This is a genomic window from Azospirillum oleiclasticum, assembly GCF_013423485.1.
GTDB classification, from domain to species: Bacteria; Pseudomonadota; Alphaproteobacteria; order Azospirillales; family Azospirillaceae; genus Azospirillum; species Azospirillum oleiclasticum.
In genome coordinates, this window is the sequence record NZ_JABFFR010000015.1 from 135158 (window position 1) to 152576 (window position 17419).

Below are 17419 nucleotides of genomic sequence, written 5' to 3' on the forward strand. Positions count from 1 at the left end.
TATTAGCAGAACCAGTTCTCAACTATGAACTTGCTTACAGCCGCCCGCTCCGCTGGATGTGCGCCGCAAGCTTCGCGGTCGCGTTGCCCAGGGTCTCGATGATGCGCTCGCGGACGCGCGAGTTGTAGCGGACCGCCGGCATGGCGATGTTGATCGAGGCAAGCGGGTGTCCGGATTCCGACAGCACCGGCATCGCCATGCCGATGATGCCGAGCGTGAACTCCTCGAACGAGTAGGCCACGCCTTCGCGGCGAACCGTCTCCAGCTGGCGCTTCAGGTCGGCGCTGGAGGTCAGGGTGTGGGGCGTGACCGGTTCGAACACCACGCGGCCCAGATACTCCTCCCGCATCGCCTCAGGCAGGAAGGCCAGGATCACCTTGCCGCCCGACGTGGCGTACAGGGGTGCCAGGTCCCCCAGCCTCATGTGCGAGACCAGCCGCTGCGGGCTGCTCACCGTGGCCATCACCTCGGTCATGTCGCCGCGCAGCAGGTTGAAGGCCGAGGATTCGTTGGTGCTTTCGGTCACCTCGGCCAGGATGCGCTCCGCCAGACCGATCAGGTCGTGCAGCTGCGCCGTCTGGCGGGCCAGATCGGCGAAGCGGCCGCCGAGCCGGTAGGTCTTGCTGCCGGCGTCGAAGCTGATGTACCCGCGCGACGTCAACGTCTTCAGAAGCTGGCTCAGGCTGCTCTTCGGGATGTCGAGCGCCTCCGCCAGGGCGGTGTGGGACATTCCGTCCCCCCAGCGCGCCAGCAGCTCGAACATGTCGAGGACGCGGTCTGCCGATTTTACCGAAGCGCGGGGATCGTCGCTCATTGTGCCGAGGCCGTTCTCATATGTGAACGGAACGGACATATGGGGGCTCGCGTGTGTTGTCAACCGGCTCTCCATCGTCGGCAGGGTCACAGGGCGGCGACGCGGCCCGGCCGGCGCAGACGTCGCCACAGCGGGGTCTGGTTGAGGACCAGCAGCACCGCCGCCGCCGTCAGGGCGGCCGAGATCGGGTGGCTCACGAGGTCGGACAGCAGCCCGAGTGTGCTGCCTTCCTGCGACAGGATGGCCCGGCGGAAGGACACGTCCATGAGTGGTCCCAGGATCACGCCCAGGATGATCGGGCCCAGCTCGAACCGGTACACCTTGAGGAAGTAGCCGAGGATGCCGAACGCCAGCATCCAATAGACATCGACCATGCTGTTCTGGATGGAGTAGGTGCCGATGATCGACAGCAGGATGATGATTGGGATCAGGATGCCGCGCGGGCATTCGGCGACGCGGGTGAACAGGCGGATGCCGGTCAGGCCGAACACCAGCAGGAAACTGTTGGCCAGCACCAGTCCGCCGACGATGAACCAGAACAGATGCGGCGTCTCCACCATCAGCAGCGGACCGGGCTTCAGCCCGTGGATGAACAGCGCGCCGATCATGATCGCCGTCACGGCGTCGCCCGGGATGCCGAGCGTCAGCATCGGGATGTAGGTCCCGCCGACCGCGGCGTTGTTGGCGGATTCCGGGGCGACCAGCCCCTCGTACGCACCCTGGCCGAAGGGTCGGCTGGGGTTGGTGACCGTGCGCTTGGCCTGGTCATAGGCGATCAGGGCGGCGATGTCGCCGCCGGTGCCGGGCAGCGCGCCGATGATGACGCCGATGACCGAGCTGCGGATCGACAGCGGCAGGAAACGGAACACCGTGCGCCAGGCCGGCAGGATGCGCGACACGTCCTGCTTCACCCCGGCCGTGCCGAGCTGGCGGATCTGGAACAGCGCCTCGGCGACGCCGAAGAACCCGATCATGGCCGCGACGTAGGAGATGCCGTTCAGCAGGGGGACGAGGCCGAAGGTGAAGCGGCCCTCCGCGGTCAGCGGATCGAGACCCACCATGCCGATGATCACCCCGAGCGCGGCGGCGAAGAGACCCTTCGCAAGGGAGTCGCCCGACAGGCTGCCGACCAGCAGAAGGCCGATGATCGCCAGCAGAAGGTAGTCGCGCGGGGCGAACATCAGGGCGACCTCCGACACCATGGGTGCCGCGATCGCCAGCACGAGTATGCCGAGATAGCCGCCGATCACCGACACCACCGTGCTCACGCCGATCGCCTTGCCCGCCTCGCCCAGCTTCGCCAGCGGGTAGCCGTCGAAGGCGGTGGCGACCGCGGCCGGGGTGCCGGGGATGTTGAGCAGAATGGCCGATCGCGACCCGCCGTAGACTCCGCCGCAGAACACGCCGCCCATCAGCGCCAGCGCGGCGTTGACATCCCACGTGAAGGTGAAGGAGATCAGGATCGACACCGCCATGGTGACCGACAGCCCCGGCAGCGCACCGATGTAGATGCCGGCGAAGGTGCCCGCGGCGATCAGCCCCAGCAGCGAAGGGTCGGTCCACGACATCAGGAAATATTCGAGCGCTTGTGGCATCACGCGCCTCTAAGGAAGCTGGACTTGGAACAGCGTGCCGAAGACCATCTGGATGGTGAGCAGGACGCCGATGGCGACCGCCAGGAGCGTCACCGCGCTTCGGCGGTGGAGCTGCCACAGCGAGACCAGAAGGAAGACGCTGGTGGACGCCAGGAAGCCGACGTGTTCGAGGCTGACGACGTAGGCGATCAGGATCGCCATGTAGAGCGCCACCTCGCGGGGCAGAATATCGGTGCCGGTCCTCACGGATCGGGGGGCTGTCGTCGGCGGCCGTGGGCTGTGCGGCCGGCGCCGGTTCCGGTGCACGATCCCGATCGCAGAGACGAGCATCACGGCGGCGGCGGCCATCGGGAAAGCTCCGGCCGAACTTGCCGACGAGAGGCCGGAGATGCCGAACGCCAGCCAGAGGATGAGCGCGGATGCCGCAACCAGCGCATAGCCGAATCCGCGCTCACCCGGAAGGGGTGGGGAGTTGGTCATGGACGGGGTTCCTGTGTCTGATGCGCGCGCCGGGCATGGTCAGGGGCGCGGAATTCCCAGCGACGCCGGGCTGACCTTGGCGGCGCCGGCGGCGTCCAGCAGCCAGCTGGTGATCGACTGCCAGCGGGTCACGAGCGCGTCGGCCTCCGCACCGCTGACGAGGATGTGGGTCGCGCCCAAATCCTTGACGAAGCCGACGAAGCGCGGGTCGGCCGCGGCGGCCCGGTACGCGGCGGTCAGCGCCCCGACCACGTCGGGCGGTGTGTCGCGCCGGACGAACACGCCTTGGAAGGGCCCCCAGGGCAGATACTTGGCGAGTTCCGGGTAATCGGCGACCACTGGCGGAACGTCGGGCAGCGGTGCGTACGGTGTGGGATGGACGACGGTGAGAACACGCACCTTCCCGCTGCGGATGAGTTCGCTCGCCGCCGGGTAGGTGACGGGCGTGAAGTCGATGTGCCCGCCTTGCAGGGCGGTCAGGGTCGGACCCTCGCCCTCGAACGGGACATCCGCGTAGGTGACGCCGGCCGACATCTTGAGCATCGTCCCGACGATCGCCGCGGTGCCCGCCGGTCCCGTCGACCCCATGCGGATCTTCCCCGGCTCGGCCTTCATGGCGGCCACGAGGTCGGCGAGGGATTTCCACGGCGCGTCGTTGCGGACCAGCACCGTCGGCGTGGTGTCGGCGAAGATCGCCAACGCGACGAAGTCCTTGTAGCTGATGTTCGAAAGGCCGAGAACGCCATGAATCTGAGGCGATTCCGAGCCGTAGAGGATGGTGTATCCGTCGGCGGGGCGGGCGTGCACGTATTGGGCCGAGATCGCCCCGGACCCGCCGGCCTTGTTCACCAGCACGACCTTCCTGCCGAGCTTTTCCTCGACGATCGGGGTCAGCACCCGGGCCAATTTGTCGGTCGTTCCGCCGGGACCCCACATGATGATTCCCTGCAGATCGCGCGCGGGAAAGCCATCCGCGGCAGCGGGCAGGGTCGCCATGCCGATAATGCCGGCCACAACGCCGGCGATCAGACGCCGCATCGCTCGTCTCCTCCCTTGGAATGGGTTTCTGGACGCGCCTGCCGGAGCTTGATGAGTGGCATCGCGGCGCGCCGTCATTGGTACGCTAATCAGATTGTTCGGCCTCGTCAACATTATTGTTCGAGGTATTGAACTGGTTCTCATCTGAGAACAAACGCCGCCGGTTGCTCCACGTCGGCCAGGTCGGGATGCGCCTGCGCCTGCCGTGGATCGACCGCGTCGGGGTCTTGCACGACCGTTTGCGCTTTGCGTAGATTGTCAGTTGAGCGGAGCATGGATTCGGCCAAAAGTTCGCTTGGCCGAACAACAGCCCAAGAGCCGCCCAAGCCCATTCCGCCGCCGGCCGAGGTGCCCGGGTACTGGCCGCCGCCGCTCCCCCCATTCCTCCCGAAAGGTAGAGCCGAATGCCAGACCAGAGTCGTCCGTCCCCAGCGCGATCCTTTCGCCGCCGGCTGCTTGGCCGCGAGCTGTTGCTGGGCACATTCATCAAGACGCCGACCAGCCACACCGTGGAAATCTTCGGCGATCTCGGCTTCGACTTCGCCGTCATCGATGCGGAGCATGCCCCGTTCGACCGCCGGTCGATCGACATCGCCCTTCTGGCGGCCCGCGCCGCCGGGATCGCCGGCCTTGTCCGCGTGGCCGAGCCGAGCCCGGCGCAGATCCTCGCGGCGCTCGACGATGGCGCGGCCGGCGTGCTGATTCCCCATGTCGCCTCGCCCGAGGCCGCCGCGGCCGCGGTGTCGGCCTGCCGTTACCGCAGTGGACGACGCGGGTTCTCCAACTCGCCGCGGGCTGGCCGTTACGGTGGTCTTGCGATGTGGCCGCACGTCGACGCCCAGGACGAGTCCGTCGCCGTCATCGCCATGATCGAGGACCCCGATGCGCTGGAGCGTCTCGACGCGATCATGGCCACAGAAGGGCTCGACGCGGTGTTCATAGGCCGGGCCGACCTGACCGTCGCCCTCGCCGCCGCTTCCCCCGACGCGCCGGAAGTGCGGGCGGCGGTGACCCGGATCATCGAGGCGGCCCGCAAAGCCGACAAGCCTGTCTGCATGATGGCCGCCCATGTCGACGAGGCGCGCTCCCTCGCGGCCCTTGGAGCGAGCGCCTTCATGATCGGTTCGGACCAGGGTCTGATGCGTCAGGCGGCGGGTCGGGTTCTCGAGGAATTCGGCGGTCTGCGCGGGGCACGGTGATCGAGACCGGTCGCCGCCGTCCGTCTCATTCGCAGCGCTGACAATCTTTCCATCAACAGTACAGTTCACTGAAAATAGGATGTTGACAGCAAGAAACGCCGGCGCCATGATCGACACATATTGAAACGACGTTTCAATATTCAAAACGCAAGACACCCGACCGTGAAGCGCTGTCAACGATTGCCAGCCACAGCAACCGTTTGCCCAAAGACACACCAATCATATGAAACGCAATTTCAATATTTGAAACAACAACGGAGCGAGGCCGGTGCCCGAGGATCTGAAGCTGGCAGGGAAGGAGCCTGCGGGGACCAGCACCTTGGACCTCGCTCTGCGCGCGTTGGAATTCCTGGCGCATGAAAGCCAACCCCTGTCGCTGGCCCACATCGCCGAAGCGCTGTCGGCGTCGAAGGCCACGATCTACCGCCACCTCGTGACGCTCCAGCGCCACGGCCTCGTCAGCCAGGATCCGGACACCGGGCGGTACGAGGTCGGGGTCAAGCTGCTGGTGCTGGGGGAGGCGGTGCGGGCCCGTTTCGACGTGGTGGCCGCCGCGCGCGAGGAACTGATGCGGCTGAGGGACTCCATCGGCCAGGCGGTCACGATCTGCCGTGTCGTCGAAGGCGAACTCGTGGTCCTCGACCTGATCCAGGGACGCACGGTGGTTGAATTCGGGACACGGCCCGGAACCCGTTTCGACCTGCACGCCAGCGCCCACGGCAAGGTCTGGCTGGCTTTCGGACCATCGGCCCTGCTGCAACGAACGCTGGCCGGTCCACTGCCGCACTGGACGCCGAGCACCATCACCGACGCCGGCCGCCTGGCCGCCGAGGTCGAGCTCGTGCGCCGGCAGGGCTGGGCCGCCGCCGCCGACGAGATGATCACCGCCGTCAACGCCTTGGCGGCTCCCGTCTTCGATCACCGCAAACACATCGCCGGATCGATCGCGATCGTCGGCGCCACCCAGTTCATCCCTTCACCCCCGGACGCCGTGCAACTGGAGAAGCTGCTTGCCGCCGCGCAGGCCATCTCCCGTGGTCTCGGCTGGAGAGCGAACCGATGAGTTACTCCCTTGCCGTCGATATCGGTGGAACCTTCACCGACATCGTGCTGCGCAACTCCGACGGCCGGCTGACCGTCGACAAGACCCTGACCACCCACGACGACCTGCTGTCCGGCTTCTTCGGCGGCGTGCAGGCGGTTCTGAGGAAGGCCGGCGTGACGCCCGACGACGTCGATGGCGTCGTCGTCCATGCCACCACCGTCGTCACCAACGCGCTGATCGAGCGCAAGGGACCACCGACCGCGCTGGTGGTGACGGAGGGCTTCCGCGACGTGCTCGCCATCCGCAACGAGCACCGCTACGACATGTACGACCCGCAGATCGAGTTCCCGGAACCGCTGGTCCCGGAAGAGCTGACCTTCGGGCTCCGCGAACGGACGCTGGCCGACGGCACGGTGCTGACGGAACCGTCGGCGGGGGACATCGCGGCACTCGCCGACCGCATCCGCAGCAGCGGTGCCAAGGCGGTGGCGATCTGCTTCGTCAACAGCTTCACCAACCCCGCCAACGAAACGGCGGTGGCGTCGGAACTGACGCGCCAGCTCAACGGCGTCTTCATCTGCACCTCGTCCGACGTGGCACCGCAGATCCGCGAGTATCCGCGCGCCTCGACCGCGACCGTCAATGCCTACACCATGCCCATCTCGCAGCCCTATTTGCGGCGACTCAGCGACCGGCTGCGCCACGAGGGGTTCGGCAACACGCCGCTGATCATGCTGAGCTCCGGCGGCGTCGTCGGCGCCGAGACCGCCGGCCGCAACCCGGTGCGCATGATCGAGAGCGGCCCGGCGGCCGGCGCGCTGGCCGCCTGCCACTACGCCGAGATCCTGGGCATCGACCGGCTCATGTCCTTCGACATGGGGGGCACCACCGCCAAGGCCTGCCTGATCGAGAACCGCACGCCGCTGGTCACCGGCCTGTTCGAGGTGGACCGCCGCTACCGCTTCAAGGAAGGCAGCGGATTGCCGGTGACCGTGCCCTCGATCGACCTGATCGAGATCGGCGCCGGCGGCGGCAGCATCGCCCATGTGGACGCGCTCGGCCTGCTGAAGGTCGGTCCGGAAAGCGCCGGGTCCAACCCCGGCCCCGCCTGCTACGGCCGCGGCGGCTGCAACGCCACCGTCACCGACGCCGACCTGATGCTGGGCCTGATCGACGCCGACAACTTCCTGGGCGGCGAGATGAGGCTGGACCGCGCGGCCGCCGACGCCGCGTTCGCCGAACTGGCGGGCGCGCTCGGCGGCACGCCGGTGCAGGCGGCGCGCGGCATCTACCGCGTGGTGACCGAGGCGATGGCCTCGGCGGCGCGCTCCCACGCCACCGATCGCGGCGTCGATTACCGCGGCCTGCCACTGTTCGCCTTCGGGGGGGCCGGCCCGCTGCACGCCTGCGGCGTGGCGGAGCTGCTGCAAAGCTCCTCCGTCATCGTGCCGCCGCAGTCCAGCGTCCTGTCCGCCTTCGGGACGCTGGTCACGCCCGTGCGCCTCGACCTGGTTCGCAGCGACCTGATGCGGCTGAACGGTGTCGATTGGGATCGGGTCGGGCGCATCCTCGCCGACCTCGAGAAGGAAGGCCGCAGCGCGCTCGCCGAGGCGGGCTGCGCGCCCGCCGACGTCCGCGTCGCCATCGGCGCGGACATGCGCTACACCGGCCAGCAGAACGAGGTCACGGTCATGTTCGACCGCGACCCGCGCGAGGCGCGCGACATCGACGCCCTCGTCGCCCAGTTCGCCGAGGTCTACCGCACGCTGTACGGCATGAACCCGTCGCACGTCCCGGCCGAGATCGTCACGTGGCGCGTCACCGTGCAGGGGCCGGCCATCCGCTTCCATTCCGCCGGCCGGCCGGCGAGCGAGCCCGGCCGGCCCAAGGGCATGCGCCCGGTCCATGCCTGGCAGGACGGCCAAATGGTCCCGGTCTACGACCGCGGCGGCCTCGCGGTCGGCCAGACGGTCGCCGGCCCTGCGATCATCGAGGAGCGGGAGACCACCACCGCCATCCCGCCGGGCTGGATCGCCACCATCGATTCCGTCGGCTGCATCGTCGCCACCGCGGCACCCGCCGCCCACGCCTGACCACACTCACCGACGGGAGCCGCAACATGGACGGCGTCGAACTCGAAATCCTCTGGTCCAACCTGATCGGCGTGGTGACGGAGCGCGCCAAGGCGCTGCAGCGCATCGCCTTCAGTCCGATCGTCCGCGAGGCCGGTGACCTTGCCGTCGCGCTGTTCGACCAGCGCGGGCGCATGGTCGCCCAGGCCAACACCGGTACGCCGGGCCACATCAACTCCCTCGCCTTCGCCGGCGCCCACCTCGTCCGCGAGTTCGCCGGGCGCTGCGACCCGGGCGACGTCCTGATCACCAACGACCCGTGGCTGTCCGCCGGCCACTTCTTCGACATCACCACCCTGACGCCGATCTTCAACGGCGACCGGCTGATCGCCTACATCGGCTCCACCATCCACCACACCGACATCGGCGGCTACGGCATCGGCGCCGGCGCCCGCGACGTGCACGAGGAAGGGCTGTGGATCCCGCCCCTGAAGCTGTACGAGCGGGGGACGCCGAACCCGGTGCTGCACGCCATGATCCGGCGGAACGTGCGCACCCCAGACGCGGTGTTCGGCGACCTGGCGGCCCAGGTGTCGAGCGGCCGGTCGGCGGCCGAACACCTGATCGCCCTGTGCGCGCGGCACGGGCTCGACGACATCGAGGCCCTGTCCGACGAGATCATCGACCGGTCGGAGGACGCCACCCGCGCCGCCATCCGCCAGCTCCGTCCGGGCACCTACCACGGCCAGTCCGTGTTCGACGTGCCGGGCGGCGAGGAGATTACGCTGAAGGCGGCGCTGACCATCGACGCCGACACCGGCACCATCACCGTGGACTTCACCGGCAGCTCGATGCAGACCTCCACCGGCATCAACGTGGTGCTGAACTACACCCACGCCTACGCCACCTTCGCCATCCGGAGCTGCCTGAACCACGATCTTCCCAACAACACCGGCAGCCTCGCCCCCATCCAGGTGAAGGCGCCGGAGGGATCGATCGTCAACTGCCGCTACCCGGCTCCTGTCAACGCCCGCCACGTCGTCGGCATGTATGTGCCGATGCCGATCCTGAAGGCGCTCTACCAGGTCTTCCCAGAGAAGGTGTTGGCCGAGGGCTCCGGCGCGGTGTGGACCATCCAGATCGAGGGACGCAAGGCCGACGGCCAGCCCTTCACCTCGTCGATGTTCAACTATTCGGGCGGCATGGGCGCGCGCGCCGAGAAGCATGGCCCCAGCGCCACCTGCTACCCGACCGGCGTCGCCGCCGTGCCGATCGAGATCCTGGAGGCGGCGATGCCGATCGTCTTCGACCGCAAGGAACTGCGGCGGGGGTCGGGCGGGGCGGGGCGTACGCACGGTGGCGACGGCCAGATCATCGCCTTCCACATGAACACCCGCGACCCCTGGCTTCTGAACGCCGTGCCGAGCCGTCTCGGCTTGGGACCGGAGGGGCTGGGCGGCGGCGACCCGGGACAGCCGGGCCGCTTCCTGGTCAATGGCGAGCCGGTCAGCCAGGCCCGCAAGCTCAGCATGAAGCCGGGCGACGCAGTGATTCTGGAAACTCCGGGCGGCGGCGGCTTCGGCCCGCCCGCCTGACGGTCCCTTGGGACGTTCGCGCGAAATTCCAACCAACGAAACGGGGAGGGAAGGTCATGTCCTTGCAGCGGAGCACCATGTTTGCGGCGCTGGCCACGGCGCTGCTGGCCGGCGCGCAGCCGGCCCAGGCGGCGGAGGTCCTGAAGATCGGCATTTCCGCCGGACTGACCGGCTATGCCGCCACCGTCGATCGCGCCTGGCGCGACGGGGTGCAGCTCGCCGCCGACGAGCTGAACGCCAAGGGCGGGGTGATGGGCCGGAAGGTCGAGGTGGTGGTCGAAGACAACCGTTCCGAACCGCAGGAGGCCGTGACCGCCTACCGCAAGATGCTGTCGTCGGACGGGGTCGATGTGTTCATCAGCGGCTGTGTGTCGGCCGGCAACTTCGCCGCCGCCACCATGGTGGCGAAGGCCGAGAAGCCGATGATGCTGTGCTCGATCCTGCCCCAACAGGCCTCCCAGGTGAAATGGGCCTTCACCACCCTGCCGCCGGCCGGGTTCGAGGTGGAGAAGCGCTTCGAGTACCTGCGGGACAAGACGCAGATCCGCAAGGTCGGCGTGCTGCACGACCCGACACCCTACGCCCTCCTGCAGAAGTCCGTCGCCGAGAAGGTCGCCGGCAAGTACGGGCTGGAGGTGGTGGACGTCGAATCCTACAAGCAGGACGACGCCGACCTCAGCGTCCAGATCAACAAGATCCAGGCCGCCGGGGCTGGCGCGGTGATCAAGATCGGGCTGGGCGGCACCACCCTGACCGCCGCCAAGAACATGAAGCAGCTCGGCTCCACCATGCTGCTGCTGACCAGCCTGGAGGATCTGGCCGTCTTCAAGCCCGTGGCCGAAGTGCTGGGCGACCGCTTCTTCTTCGTCGCCTCGCCGTCCCAGGTGTTCGAATCGCTTCCCGACAGCGGCATGAAGACGGAGATCGCCCGGTTCCTCGATCCCTGGCGGGCGAAGTACGGCGACCGCGACCCCAACTGGGCGTCGCGGGGCTGGGACGGCGTCATGCTGACGGTCGCCGCCATCCAGGCGGGCAAGTCGGCGGCCGGCCCGTCGGTGCGCGACCAGATCGAGAAGATCGACGGGTTCCAGGGCACCACCGGCGCTTACCGATTCAGCGCCGACAACCACCAGGGCATCACGCAGAATCCCTTCGTGCTGGCCACGATCGCCGGCAACCAGGTCAAGATCGTCCAATGACGGCGGCCGCATCCGGCGCGCCCGCCGGGGCGGTTCCCGTCCCGGCCGATCCCGTCCTCGCCGCGCGGGGGCTGAGCGCCCGGTATGGAGAGGTCCAGGCGCTGGCGCCGCTCGATTTCGTGGTCGGCCCCGGTGAACTGGTGGCGGTGCTCGGTCCCAACGGTGCCGGCAAGTCCACCCTGCTGCGCGCCATCCTGGGGCTGGTCGCCACTGGCGGCGAGGTCAGCTTCATGGGGAGCAGCCTGCCCCGGCGCAACCCGGCGGCCGTCGCCAACCGTGGCGTGGTGCTGGTGCCGGAGGGGCGCGGCATCTTCGGCCCGATGACGGTGGCGGAGAACCTGGAGCTCGGCTCGTGGCGGCTGGGGCGCGACGCGCGGGAACGCCAGCGCCGGATGGGCCGCGTGTTCGAGCTGTTTCCCCGGCTGAAGGAACGGTTGGGGCAGGCCGCCGGATCGATGTCCGGCGGTGAGCAGCAGATGCTGGCCATCGGCCGTGCCCTGATGGCCGATCCGAAGATCCTGCTGCTCGACGAACCATCGCTCGGCCTCGCCCCGCGGGTGATGGAGGAGATTCTGGAGACGCTGGGCGTTCTCAACCGCGCCGGCCTTCCCGTGGTGCTGGTGGAGCAGCGGGCGCCCTCGGCGCTCAAGCTGGCGCACCGCGCCTACCTGCTGTCGCTCGGCCGGCTTGCCGCCGTCATCGACCCCCGCGAGGTGCAATCGCATGACCAGCTCGCCCAGTACTATTTTGCGTAAGGCGTTCCCGGTGCCGGCGCAGCCGGCGCCACGCGGTCGCCTCGCCGCCGTCGCACCCTGGCTTGTGGCCGCGTGCATCGTCGGTTACGCGCTGGTGGCCGGCGGCTATCCGGCCACCGTCGTCGGTTTCGCCCTGATCTACGCCGTCTTCGTATCGGGGCTGAACATCTTCATGGGGCTGACCGCCCAGGTGTCCTTCGGGCAGAGCGCCTTCGCGGCGATCGGCGGCTACGCGTCGGCCATCCTGACCACCCAGCACGAGTGGGGATGGCTGCCCGCCATGGTCGCCGGACTGGCGGCGGCGCTGGCCGCGGCGCTCGCCATCGGCTACCCGACCCTGCGCCTGAAGGGCCACTACCTGTCGATGGCGACGCTGGCCATCGGGTTGATCGTCCACGAGATCGCGGTGGAATGGGAGAGCGTCACGCTGGGCTATCTCGGCATTTCCGGCGTGCCGCCCATCGACATCGCCGGCTACGAGGTCTCGAGCGACCGCGCCGTGCTGATCATGCTGAGCGCCTGCGTCGTGGCGACGGCGCTGGCGGTGGCGCGCATCCGCAGCTCCCGCCTGGGCCGTGCCTTTGCCGGCATCGCCGGCAGCGAGGATGCGGCCCGCGCGCTGGGCATCAACGTCGCCCGCTACAAGTTGGTGTCTTTCCTGCTGGCCGCCGCCTTCGCCTCGCTCTCCGGCTCGCTGTTCGTCCACGTCGTCGGCTATGTCAGCCCCGAGGTGTTCAGCCTGCACATGGTGATCCTGTCCTTCACCATGCTGTATGTCGGCGGCATCGGCACCGTGGCTGGCCCGGTCATCGGCGCCCTGGTGGTCAGCGTGTTGCCGGAAACCTTCCGCTCGTTCCGCGACTACCAGGACCTGGCCTACGGCGCGGCGCTGATCCTGTTGCTGATCTACGCGCCGCGCGGGCTGGCCGGCCTGTTCGCCGCCCTCGACACGCGGAGGAAGCCATGACCGCCACTGCCGGATCCGTCTGTCTGGAGGTCCGCGACGCGACCCGCAGCTTTGGCGGCCTCGTCGCGGTGAACGCCGTCAGCTTCCAGGTGGCGCGGCACAGCGTCACCGCGGTGATCGGGCCGAACGGGGCCGGCAAGACGACGCTGTTCAACCTGATCTCCGGCGCCGTTCCACCCAGTTCCGGGCGCGTCCTGTTCGAGGGCACCGACGTCACGCACGAGGCGCCGGAAGCCAAGGCGGCGCGCGGCCTGATCCGCACCTTCCAGCTCGTGAAGCTGTTTCCGGAGCTGAGCGCTGTGGAGAACGTGAAGGTCGGCTTCCACCTGCGCAGCCGCGGCGGGTTGCTGGCGGCGCTGCTGCGGCCGCGCGCGATCCGCGACATGGAAGCGGCGATCGAGGACCGCGCCCGCGCCCTTCTCCACCTCGTCGGGCTCGGCTCCGCGGCGGATTTGCCGGCCGCCGCGCTCAGCTACGGCCAGGGCCGGCTGCTGGAGGTCGCCCGCGCGCTCGCCGCGCAGCCGAAGCTGCTGATGCTGGACGAGCCGGCGGCGGGGCTGAACGGTGACGAGACCGCAAGGCTCGCCTCCCTGATCCGCGACATCGCGGAGGACGGCACCGCCGTGCTGCTGATCGAGCACGACATGCATCTGGTGATGAACACGGCCGACGAGGTCGTGGTCGTCGATTTCGGCAGGAAGATCGCCCAGGGCGCGCCCGATCGCATTCGCCAGGATCCGGCCGTCATCGCCGCCTATCTCGGCTGACGGGGGGGAAGGGGACCATGGATGTGACGCTCATCGGCCAGAGCCTGGTCAGTGGCCTCGGCATCGGTTGTGTGTACGGGTTGATCGGGATCGGCTTCTGCGTGATCTACAACGCCAGCGGTATCGTGAACTTCGCCCAGGGCGCCTTCGTGATGCTTGGCGGCATGATCACGCACGTGCTGCTGGTGCGGGGCGAGCTGCCTTACGGCCTGGCGATCCTGCTGGCGGTGCTGGCCGTCGCCCTGCTGGGGGTGGTCATCGAACGGGTGGTGGTGCGGCCGCTGTGGAACCGCAACGCCCCGATGTTCGTGATGATCCTGGCCACACTCGCCGCCCAGATCGTCATCGAACGGCTGACCTATCTGGCCGTGGACGACCAGCCCAAGACGCTGCCGGTCTTCACCGACCTGCCGCCGGTCATGGTGCGCGGCATCGCCGTCAACATGCAGGCGCTGTGGATCGTCGCCGGCTCGCTCGCCATCGTGGGGCTGCTCGCCCTGTTCTTCCGCACGACGCGGACCGGCAAGGCGATGCGCGCCTGCGCCATCAACCGCGAGGCGGCGGCCCTGCAAGGCATCCCCGTCCATTCGATGCTGGCGCTGGCCTTCGCGCTCAGCGCCGGGCTGGGGGCCATCGCCGGGATCATGCTGACGCCGACGCAATACACGGCGTTCGACGTCGGCGTGCCGTTCGCGATCTCCGGTTTCATCGCCGCCATCATCGGCGGGTTCGGCCGCCCCTTCGGTGCTTTTCTCGGCGGGCTGATGCTGGGGGTCGTGCAGGCGGTCGCCATCCTGTTCTTCGGGGCGGGGCTGAAGACCGTCGTCGCCCTGTCGATCCTGCTGCTCTTCCTCTTCGTCCGCCCATCCGGAATCCTCGGGCTCGCCAAGTGACGGCCGCCCCACAGCTGGAGACACCGATCATGACGATTCCTTCCGTGGACTGGAACACGCTGCCCTGGACCCCTGTGCGGCCGGGCGTCGAACGCAAGGTCTTCACCGGCGAGGGCGCCACGCTGGCGCTGCACCGCCTGATGCCCGGCCACGAGCCGCGCCCGCACAGCCATGTGCACGAACAGATCGTCTACATCCTGGCCGGTACCATCCGCTTCCATGTCGGGAGCGAGGAGCATCTGGTCGGCCCGAACGGCCTTCTGCTCATCCCGTCAGGGGTGGAGCATTGGGGCGAGGTCGTCGGCGACGAGCCGGTCCTGAATCTGGACGTGTTCACCCCGAAGCGGCCAGAATACACATGAGCGTAGGGTTTGCGGGCCGGCGCCCTGTCGGTCGGCGGCCCCGCGCTTGGTCGACGTTCTGCTGCTGGAACAGCAAGACGAGTGGGCGGTCTGCCGACGCTGTACGACCGTGGAAAGCCTCGCCGGGGCGTGCCAGTCTCCTTCCGCTGCCCTTCCCGCGGAGTAGGACGGCGGCCTCGGCCCGCCGGAAAACACCTCGGTCCTGTCGGACACCACGCCAGAGGACGGGATCGGCATCATCTTGTTGCGCTCGACCGGCAGTCGTGCGCGGCGGGTTGTGCAAGAGGAGGGTGGTTCACTGCCCTCTCCGAAAGGGGGGCTTGAGGGGAAAGGGGCGCTGGCCGCAGGATGGATGACCGACGACGATGCTCCGGAACGGTCGCATGCTCAAACCGCTTGCCCTGACGGTGTTTCTCCTGGCGGGTCTGCACGAGGCGCGGGCCGAGGAGGGGTATCCCACCCACGTGCGGGTCGATTACGTGATTGGCTGCATGGCGGCCAATGGCAACGACCAGATCACCATGCGCAAGTGCTCGTGCAGCGTGGACGAGATCGCGGCCCACTTTCCCTACGACAAGTACGTGACGCTCGAGACGGCGCGGGTGATGCAGGACGCGCCGGGCGAGCGCGCCGCGCTGGTGCGTGGCACTGGCTGGGTCAAGGATCTGCAGGACGAGTTCCGCCAGATCCAGGTCGCCGCCGACCTGAAGTGCTTCTGAGCAGTTCCGGGCTCATGAACCCGGCGTCGTGCGGATCGGCCAACTTTCCTTGAAGATCCTGCCCTTGGTGTCCTCCGCCACGACCTCCAACGTGCCCTCCTTCTCCGGGACGATGGTGAAATGGAGGCTGGGATCCTCGCTCATCGAAATGTCGGCTTCCACGTCCAGCACCGGCTCCCCGTTGTAGCGCACGCCGATCGTTTTCACGTAGTGGGCCGGTATGTAATAATGGTTCAATTGGTCGTACTGGAACCCCGTGTAGTTCGGGTGGCTGATGAGGAGCTGCGCGGTCGCCGGTTTCCCCGTGCTTACCGTCTCCGGCAGGTTCAGCTTCATCTTGCCCAGGCGTAGCGCCGCGAGCTGCGCGTTCTTCGGAGACGGCGCGGAGCAGCCGCCCGCCGCCTTCACGAAGCGTGCGGTCTTCAGCAACCGGCCGTCCGCGGTCTCGGCGACGGCGGTGATGTTGGTGTAGGCGTCCACGCGCAGCCGCGTATCCACCGCGTGGGGACGGGTGCCGTCGGGGAAGCGCAGGACCATGGCCAGCGGCACCGGGTTGTTGTCGACGATCAGGTGGACGGCGGTGACCGCAACGCCCGGCGCCGGCGCGGTGGCGACCCGGATGGGCACCAGGGCGGCGTCATGGGCGCGGGTCGGCGCCTCGAGGCTGACGACGGGCCCCGCCTCCTCGACCGTACGACCGGCAAAATAGAGATCCTGGAGGACCTGCCAGCGCGTCTCCTCCGCCGGGCCCGCGACGGCGCCCCCGGCGGCAAGACAGATCATGCCGGCGCAGGCCGCCGCGAGTCCGATTCCGTGCCAAGGGCGCATGTTTCCCCCCTTCATTCCCATTCGAGTTCGGCGAAGACCGCGGTGACGTTGCGCGGGTGGTAGTTTTCGATCAGCCGCCACGCGGTTCCGCCGGTCGGCGGAACGGTGGCGACGGCCTGCTGGATGGTGCCGCCCGCCTTCTGCACCGCGCGGACGTCGGCGACGAGGCCTTTCAGGTAGCGGCGGAGATCCGCCGCGGCATCGGGCCAGGGCGACGCGGGCGGCCCGTGTCCTGGGATCGCGAGCTGTGCCGGCACCCGGGCCAGGGTGTCGAGCACCGCGATCCAGCCCAGCGCGCTGCCGTCCACGGCGGGTGCCCGTTCCTGGAAGACCAGGTCGCCGGTCCACAGGGTGGCGGCGCCGTGGTCGAGGACGGTGAGGTCGTGGTCGGTGTGCGCGACCGGGTGCGCCACCAGCTCCAGGACCCGCCCGCCGAGGTCGATGTCCATGCGGTCGCTCACGGTAACGGTCGGCGCCACCGGGCTTCGGTCGGCGGCCGGCCGGCCCGTCGCCTCCTCGTAGGCGCGGCGGTCGTGGTCGCGCCGTGCCGCCAGCGCCGCCGGCAGGTTCGCATGCCCCACGAAGGCCGGCCCGTCGGGCAGGAACGCCTCGTTCCCCCCCACATGGTCGGGGTGGGCGTGGGTGTTGACGACGTAGAGGATCGGCCGGCCGGTGCGGGCGAGAATCGCCTCGCGCAACCTCCGGCCGACGGACGGGCTGCCGCCGGTGTCGATCACCGCGACGGCGTCCGTCCCCACCACGAACCCGCAGTTGGCAATGTCCCCGTCGTTGGCCGCGTCCGTTTCGGCGTGCGCGCCGGCGTGGACGAAGACGCCGGGCGCCACCTCCGTCACCGGCAACGGCTCGCTCCAGGCCGGCGCCAACGGCACAAGCCAAGCGCCAGCCGCCGTTGCAGCCATGGAAACCCAATGTCGGGCGCTCGGCAATGGCGGCTCCCGAAAACGACTTCGCCTATCCTGACAATAATGCTCAATGAAACGGAAGCGCAATGTTCCGAAAGTATTTGTGCATTGCACCATGCCGCGCCGGCGGAGTGCTGCCTGACGAAGCATCATGCCAAAGAATTCGCA

17 protein-coding genes are annotated in these 17419 nt (G+C 68.6%); 11 read left to right on the forward strand and 6 right to left on the reverse strand.

Features of this window, described 5'->3' with window-relative positions:
• Positions 1 to 34: 34 nt before the first annotated feature.
• The 4 genes from HL658_RS18020 to HL658_RS18035 form a co-directional block, all read right to left on the reverse strand.
• Complete coding sequence (locus HL658_RS18020) at positions 35 to 814, reverse strand: IclR family transcriptional regulator (RefSeq protein ID WP_180284975.1); 780 nt, start codon at positions 812 to 814, stop codon at positions 35 to 37.
• An 86-nt stretch (positions 815 to 900) separates the two neighbouring features.
• A complete protein-coding gene (locus HL658_RS18025) occupies positions 901 to 2409 on the reverse strand; it encodes a tripartite tricarboxylate transporter permease (protein WP_180284974.1) in 1509 nt (502 codons plus the stop codon).
• Between the two features lie 9 nt (positions 2410 to 2418).
• The gene (locus HL658_RS18030) at positions 2419 to 2889 is read right to left on the reverse strand and encodes a tripartite tricarboxylate transporter TctB family protein (protein WP_180284973.1); all 471 of its coding nucleotides are present in this window, start codon (positions 2887 to 2889) and stop codon (positions 2419 to 2421) included.
• Positions 2890 to 2928: 39 nt separating this feature from the next.
• Positions 2929 to 3927 carry a Bug family tripartite tricarboxylate transporter substrate binding protein gene (locus HL658_RS18035; protein ID WP_246337675.1) on the reverse strand — a complete coding sequence of 333 codons (999 nt, stop codon included), beginning with the start codon at positions 3925 to 3927 and terminating at the stop codon, positions 2929 to 2931.
• Between the two features lie 470 nt (positions 3928 to 4397).
• On the opposite strand from HL658_RS18035, the gene HL658_RS18040 reads away from it, so the two are divergent.
• The 11 genes from HL658_RS18040 to HL658_RS18090 all read left to right on the forward strand — a co-directional run bounded on the left by HL658_RS18040 (position 4398) and on the right by HL658_RS18090 (position 15500).
• Entirely contained in the window at positions 4398 to 5126 is a 729-nt protein-coding gene (locus tag HL658_RS18040; RefSeq protein ID WP_246337676.1) for an HpcH/HpaI aldolase family protein, read from the forward strand.
• Positions 5127 to 5394: 268 nt separating this feature from the next.
• Complete coding sequence (locus HL658_RS18045; RefSeq protein WP_180284971.1) at positions 5395 to 6189, forward strand: IclR family transcriptional regulator domain-containing protein; 795 nt, start codon at positions 5395 to 5397, stop codon at positions 6187 to 6189.
• Positions 6186 to 8264, forward strand: coding sequence for a hydantoinase/oxoprolinase family protein (locus HL658_RS18050; protein ID WP_180284970.1), 2079 nt, complete (start codon positions 6186 to 6188; stop codon positions 8262 to 8264). The genes HL658_RS18045 and HL658_RS18050 overlap by 4 nt, the downstream gene beginning before the upstream one ends.
• 26 nt (positions 8265 to 8290) lie before the next feature.
• Entirely contained in the window at positions 8291 to 9838 is a 1548-nt protein-coding gene (locus HL658_RS18055) for a hydantoinase B/oxoprolinase family protein (RefSeq protein ID WP_180284969.1), read from the forward strand.
• A gap of 56 nt (positions 9839 to 9894) precedes the next feature.
• Positions 9895 to 11037 carry an ABC transporter substrate-binding protein gene (locus tag HL658_RS18060; RefSeq protein WP_180284968.1) on the forward strand — a complete coding sequence of 381 codons (1143 nt, stop codon included), beginning with the start codon at positions 9895 to 9897 and terminating at the stop codon, positions 11035 to 11037.
• On the forward strand, positions 11034 to 11792 hold the full coding sequence (locus HL658_RS18065; RefSeq protein ID WP_180284967.1) for an ABC transporter ATP-binding protein: 759 nt from the start codon (positions 11034 to 11036) through the stop codon (positions 11790 to 11792). The genes HL658_RS18060 and HL658_RS18065 overlap by 4 nt, the downstream gene beginning before the upstream one ends.
• Positions 11761 to 12759 (forward strand): branched-chain amino acid ABC transporter permease, encoded by a 999-nt coding sequence (locus tag HL658_RS18070; RefSeq protein ID WP_180284966.1) that lies wholly within the window; start codon positions 11761 to 11763, stop codon positions 12757 to 12759. The genes HL658_RS18065 and HL658_RS18070 overlap by 32 nt, the downstream gene beginning before the upstream one ends.
• Positions 12756 to 13526: an ABC transporter ATP-binding protein gene (locus HL658_RS18075; protein ID WP_180284965.1), complete on the forward strand. Its 771-nt coding sequence runs from the start codon at positions 12756 to 12758 to the stop codon at positions 13524 to 13526. The genes HL658_RS18070 and HL658_RS18075 overlap by 4 nt, the downstream gene beginning before the upstream one ends.
• 17 nt (positions 13527 to 13543) lie before the next feature.
• On the forward strand, positions 13544 to 14419 hold the full coding sequence (locus HL658_RS18080) for a branched-chain amino acid ABC transporter permease (protein WP_180284964.1): 876 nt from the start codon (positions 13544 to 13546) through the stop codon (positions 14417 to 14419).
• Positions 14420 to 14448: 29 nt separating this feature from the next.
• Positions 14449 to 14781: a cupin domain-containing protein gene (locus HL658_RS18085; RefSeq protein WP_180284963.1), complete on the forward strand. Its 333-nt coding sequence runs from the start codon at positions 14449 to 14451 to the stop codon at positions 14779 to 14781.
• A 383-nt stretch (positions 14782 to 15164) separates the two neighbouring features.
• Positions 15165 to 15500, forward strand: a complete 336-nt coding sequence (locus HL658_RS18090) for a hypothetical protein (RefSeq protein ID WP_180284962.1) — start codon at positions 15165 to 15167, stop codon at positions 15498 to 15500.
• A 12-nt stretch (positions 15501 to 15512) separates the two neighbouring features.
• Here the strand turns inward: HL658_RS18090 and HL658_RS18095 are convergent, their stop codons facing one another.
• Both HL658_RS18095 and HL658_RS18100 read right to left on the reverse strand, forming a co-directional pair.
• Positions 15513 to 16328, reverse strand: coding sequence for a quinoprotein dehydrogenase-associated SoxYZ-like carrier (locus tag HL658_RS18095; RefSeq protein WP_246337677.1), 816 nt, complete (start codon positions 16326 to 16328; stop codon positions 15513 to 15515).
• Positions 16329 to 16339: 11 nt separating this feature from the next.
• The gene (locus HL658_RS18100) at positions 16340 to 17248 is read right to left on the reverse strand and encodes a quinoprotein relay system zinc metallohydrolase 2 (RefSeq protein ID WP_180284960.1); all 909 of its coding nucleotides are present in this window, start codon (positions 17246 to 17248) and stop codon (positions 16340 to 16342) included.
• Positions 17249 to 17419: the final 171 nt, after the last annotated feature.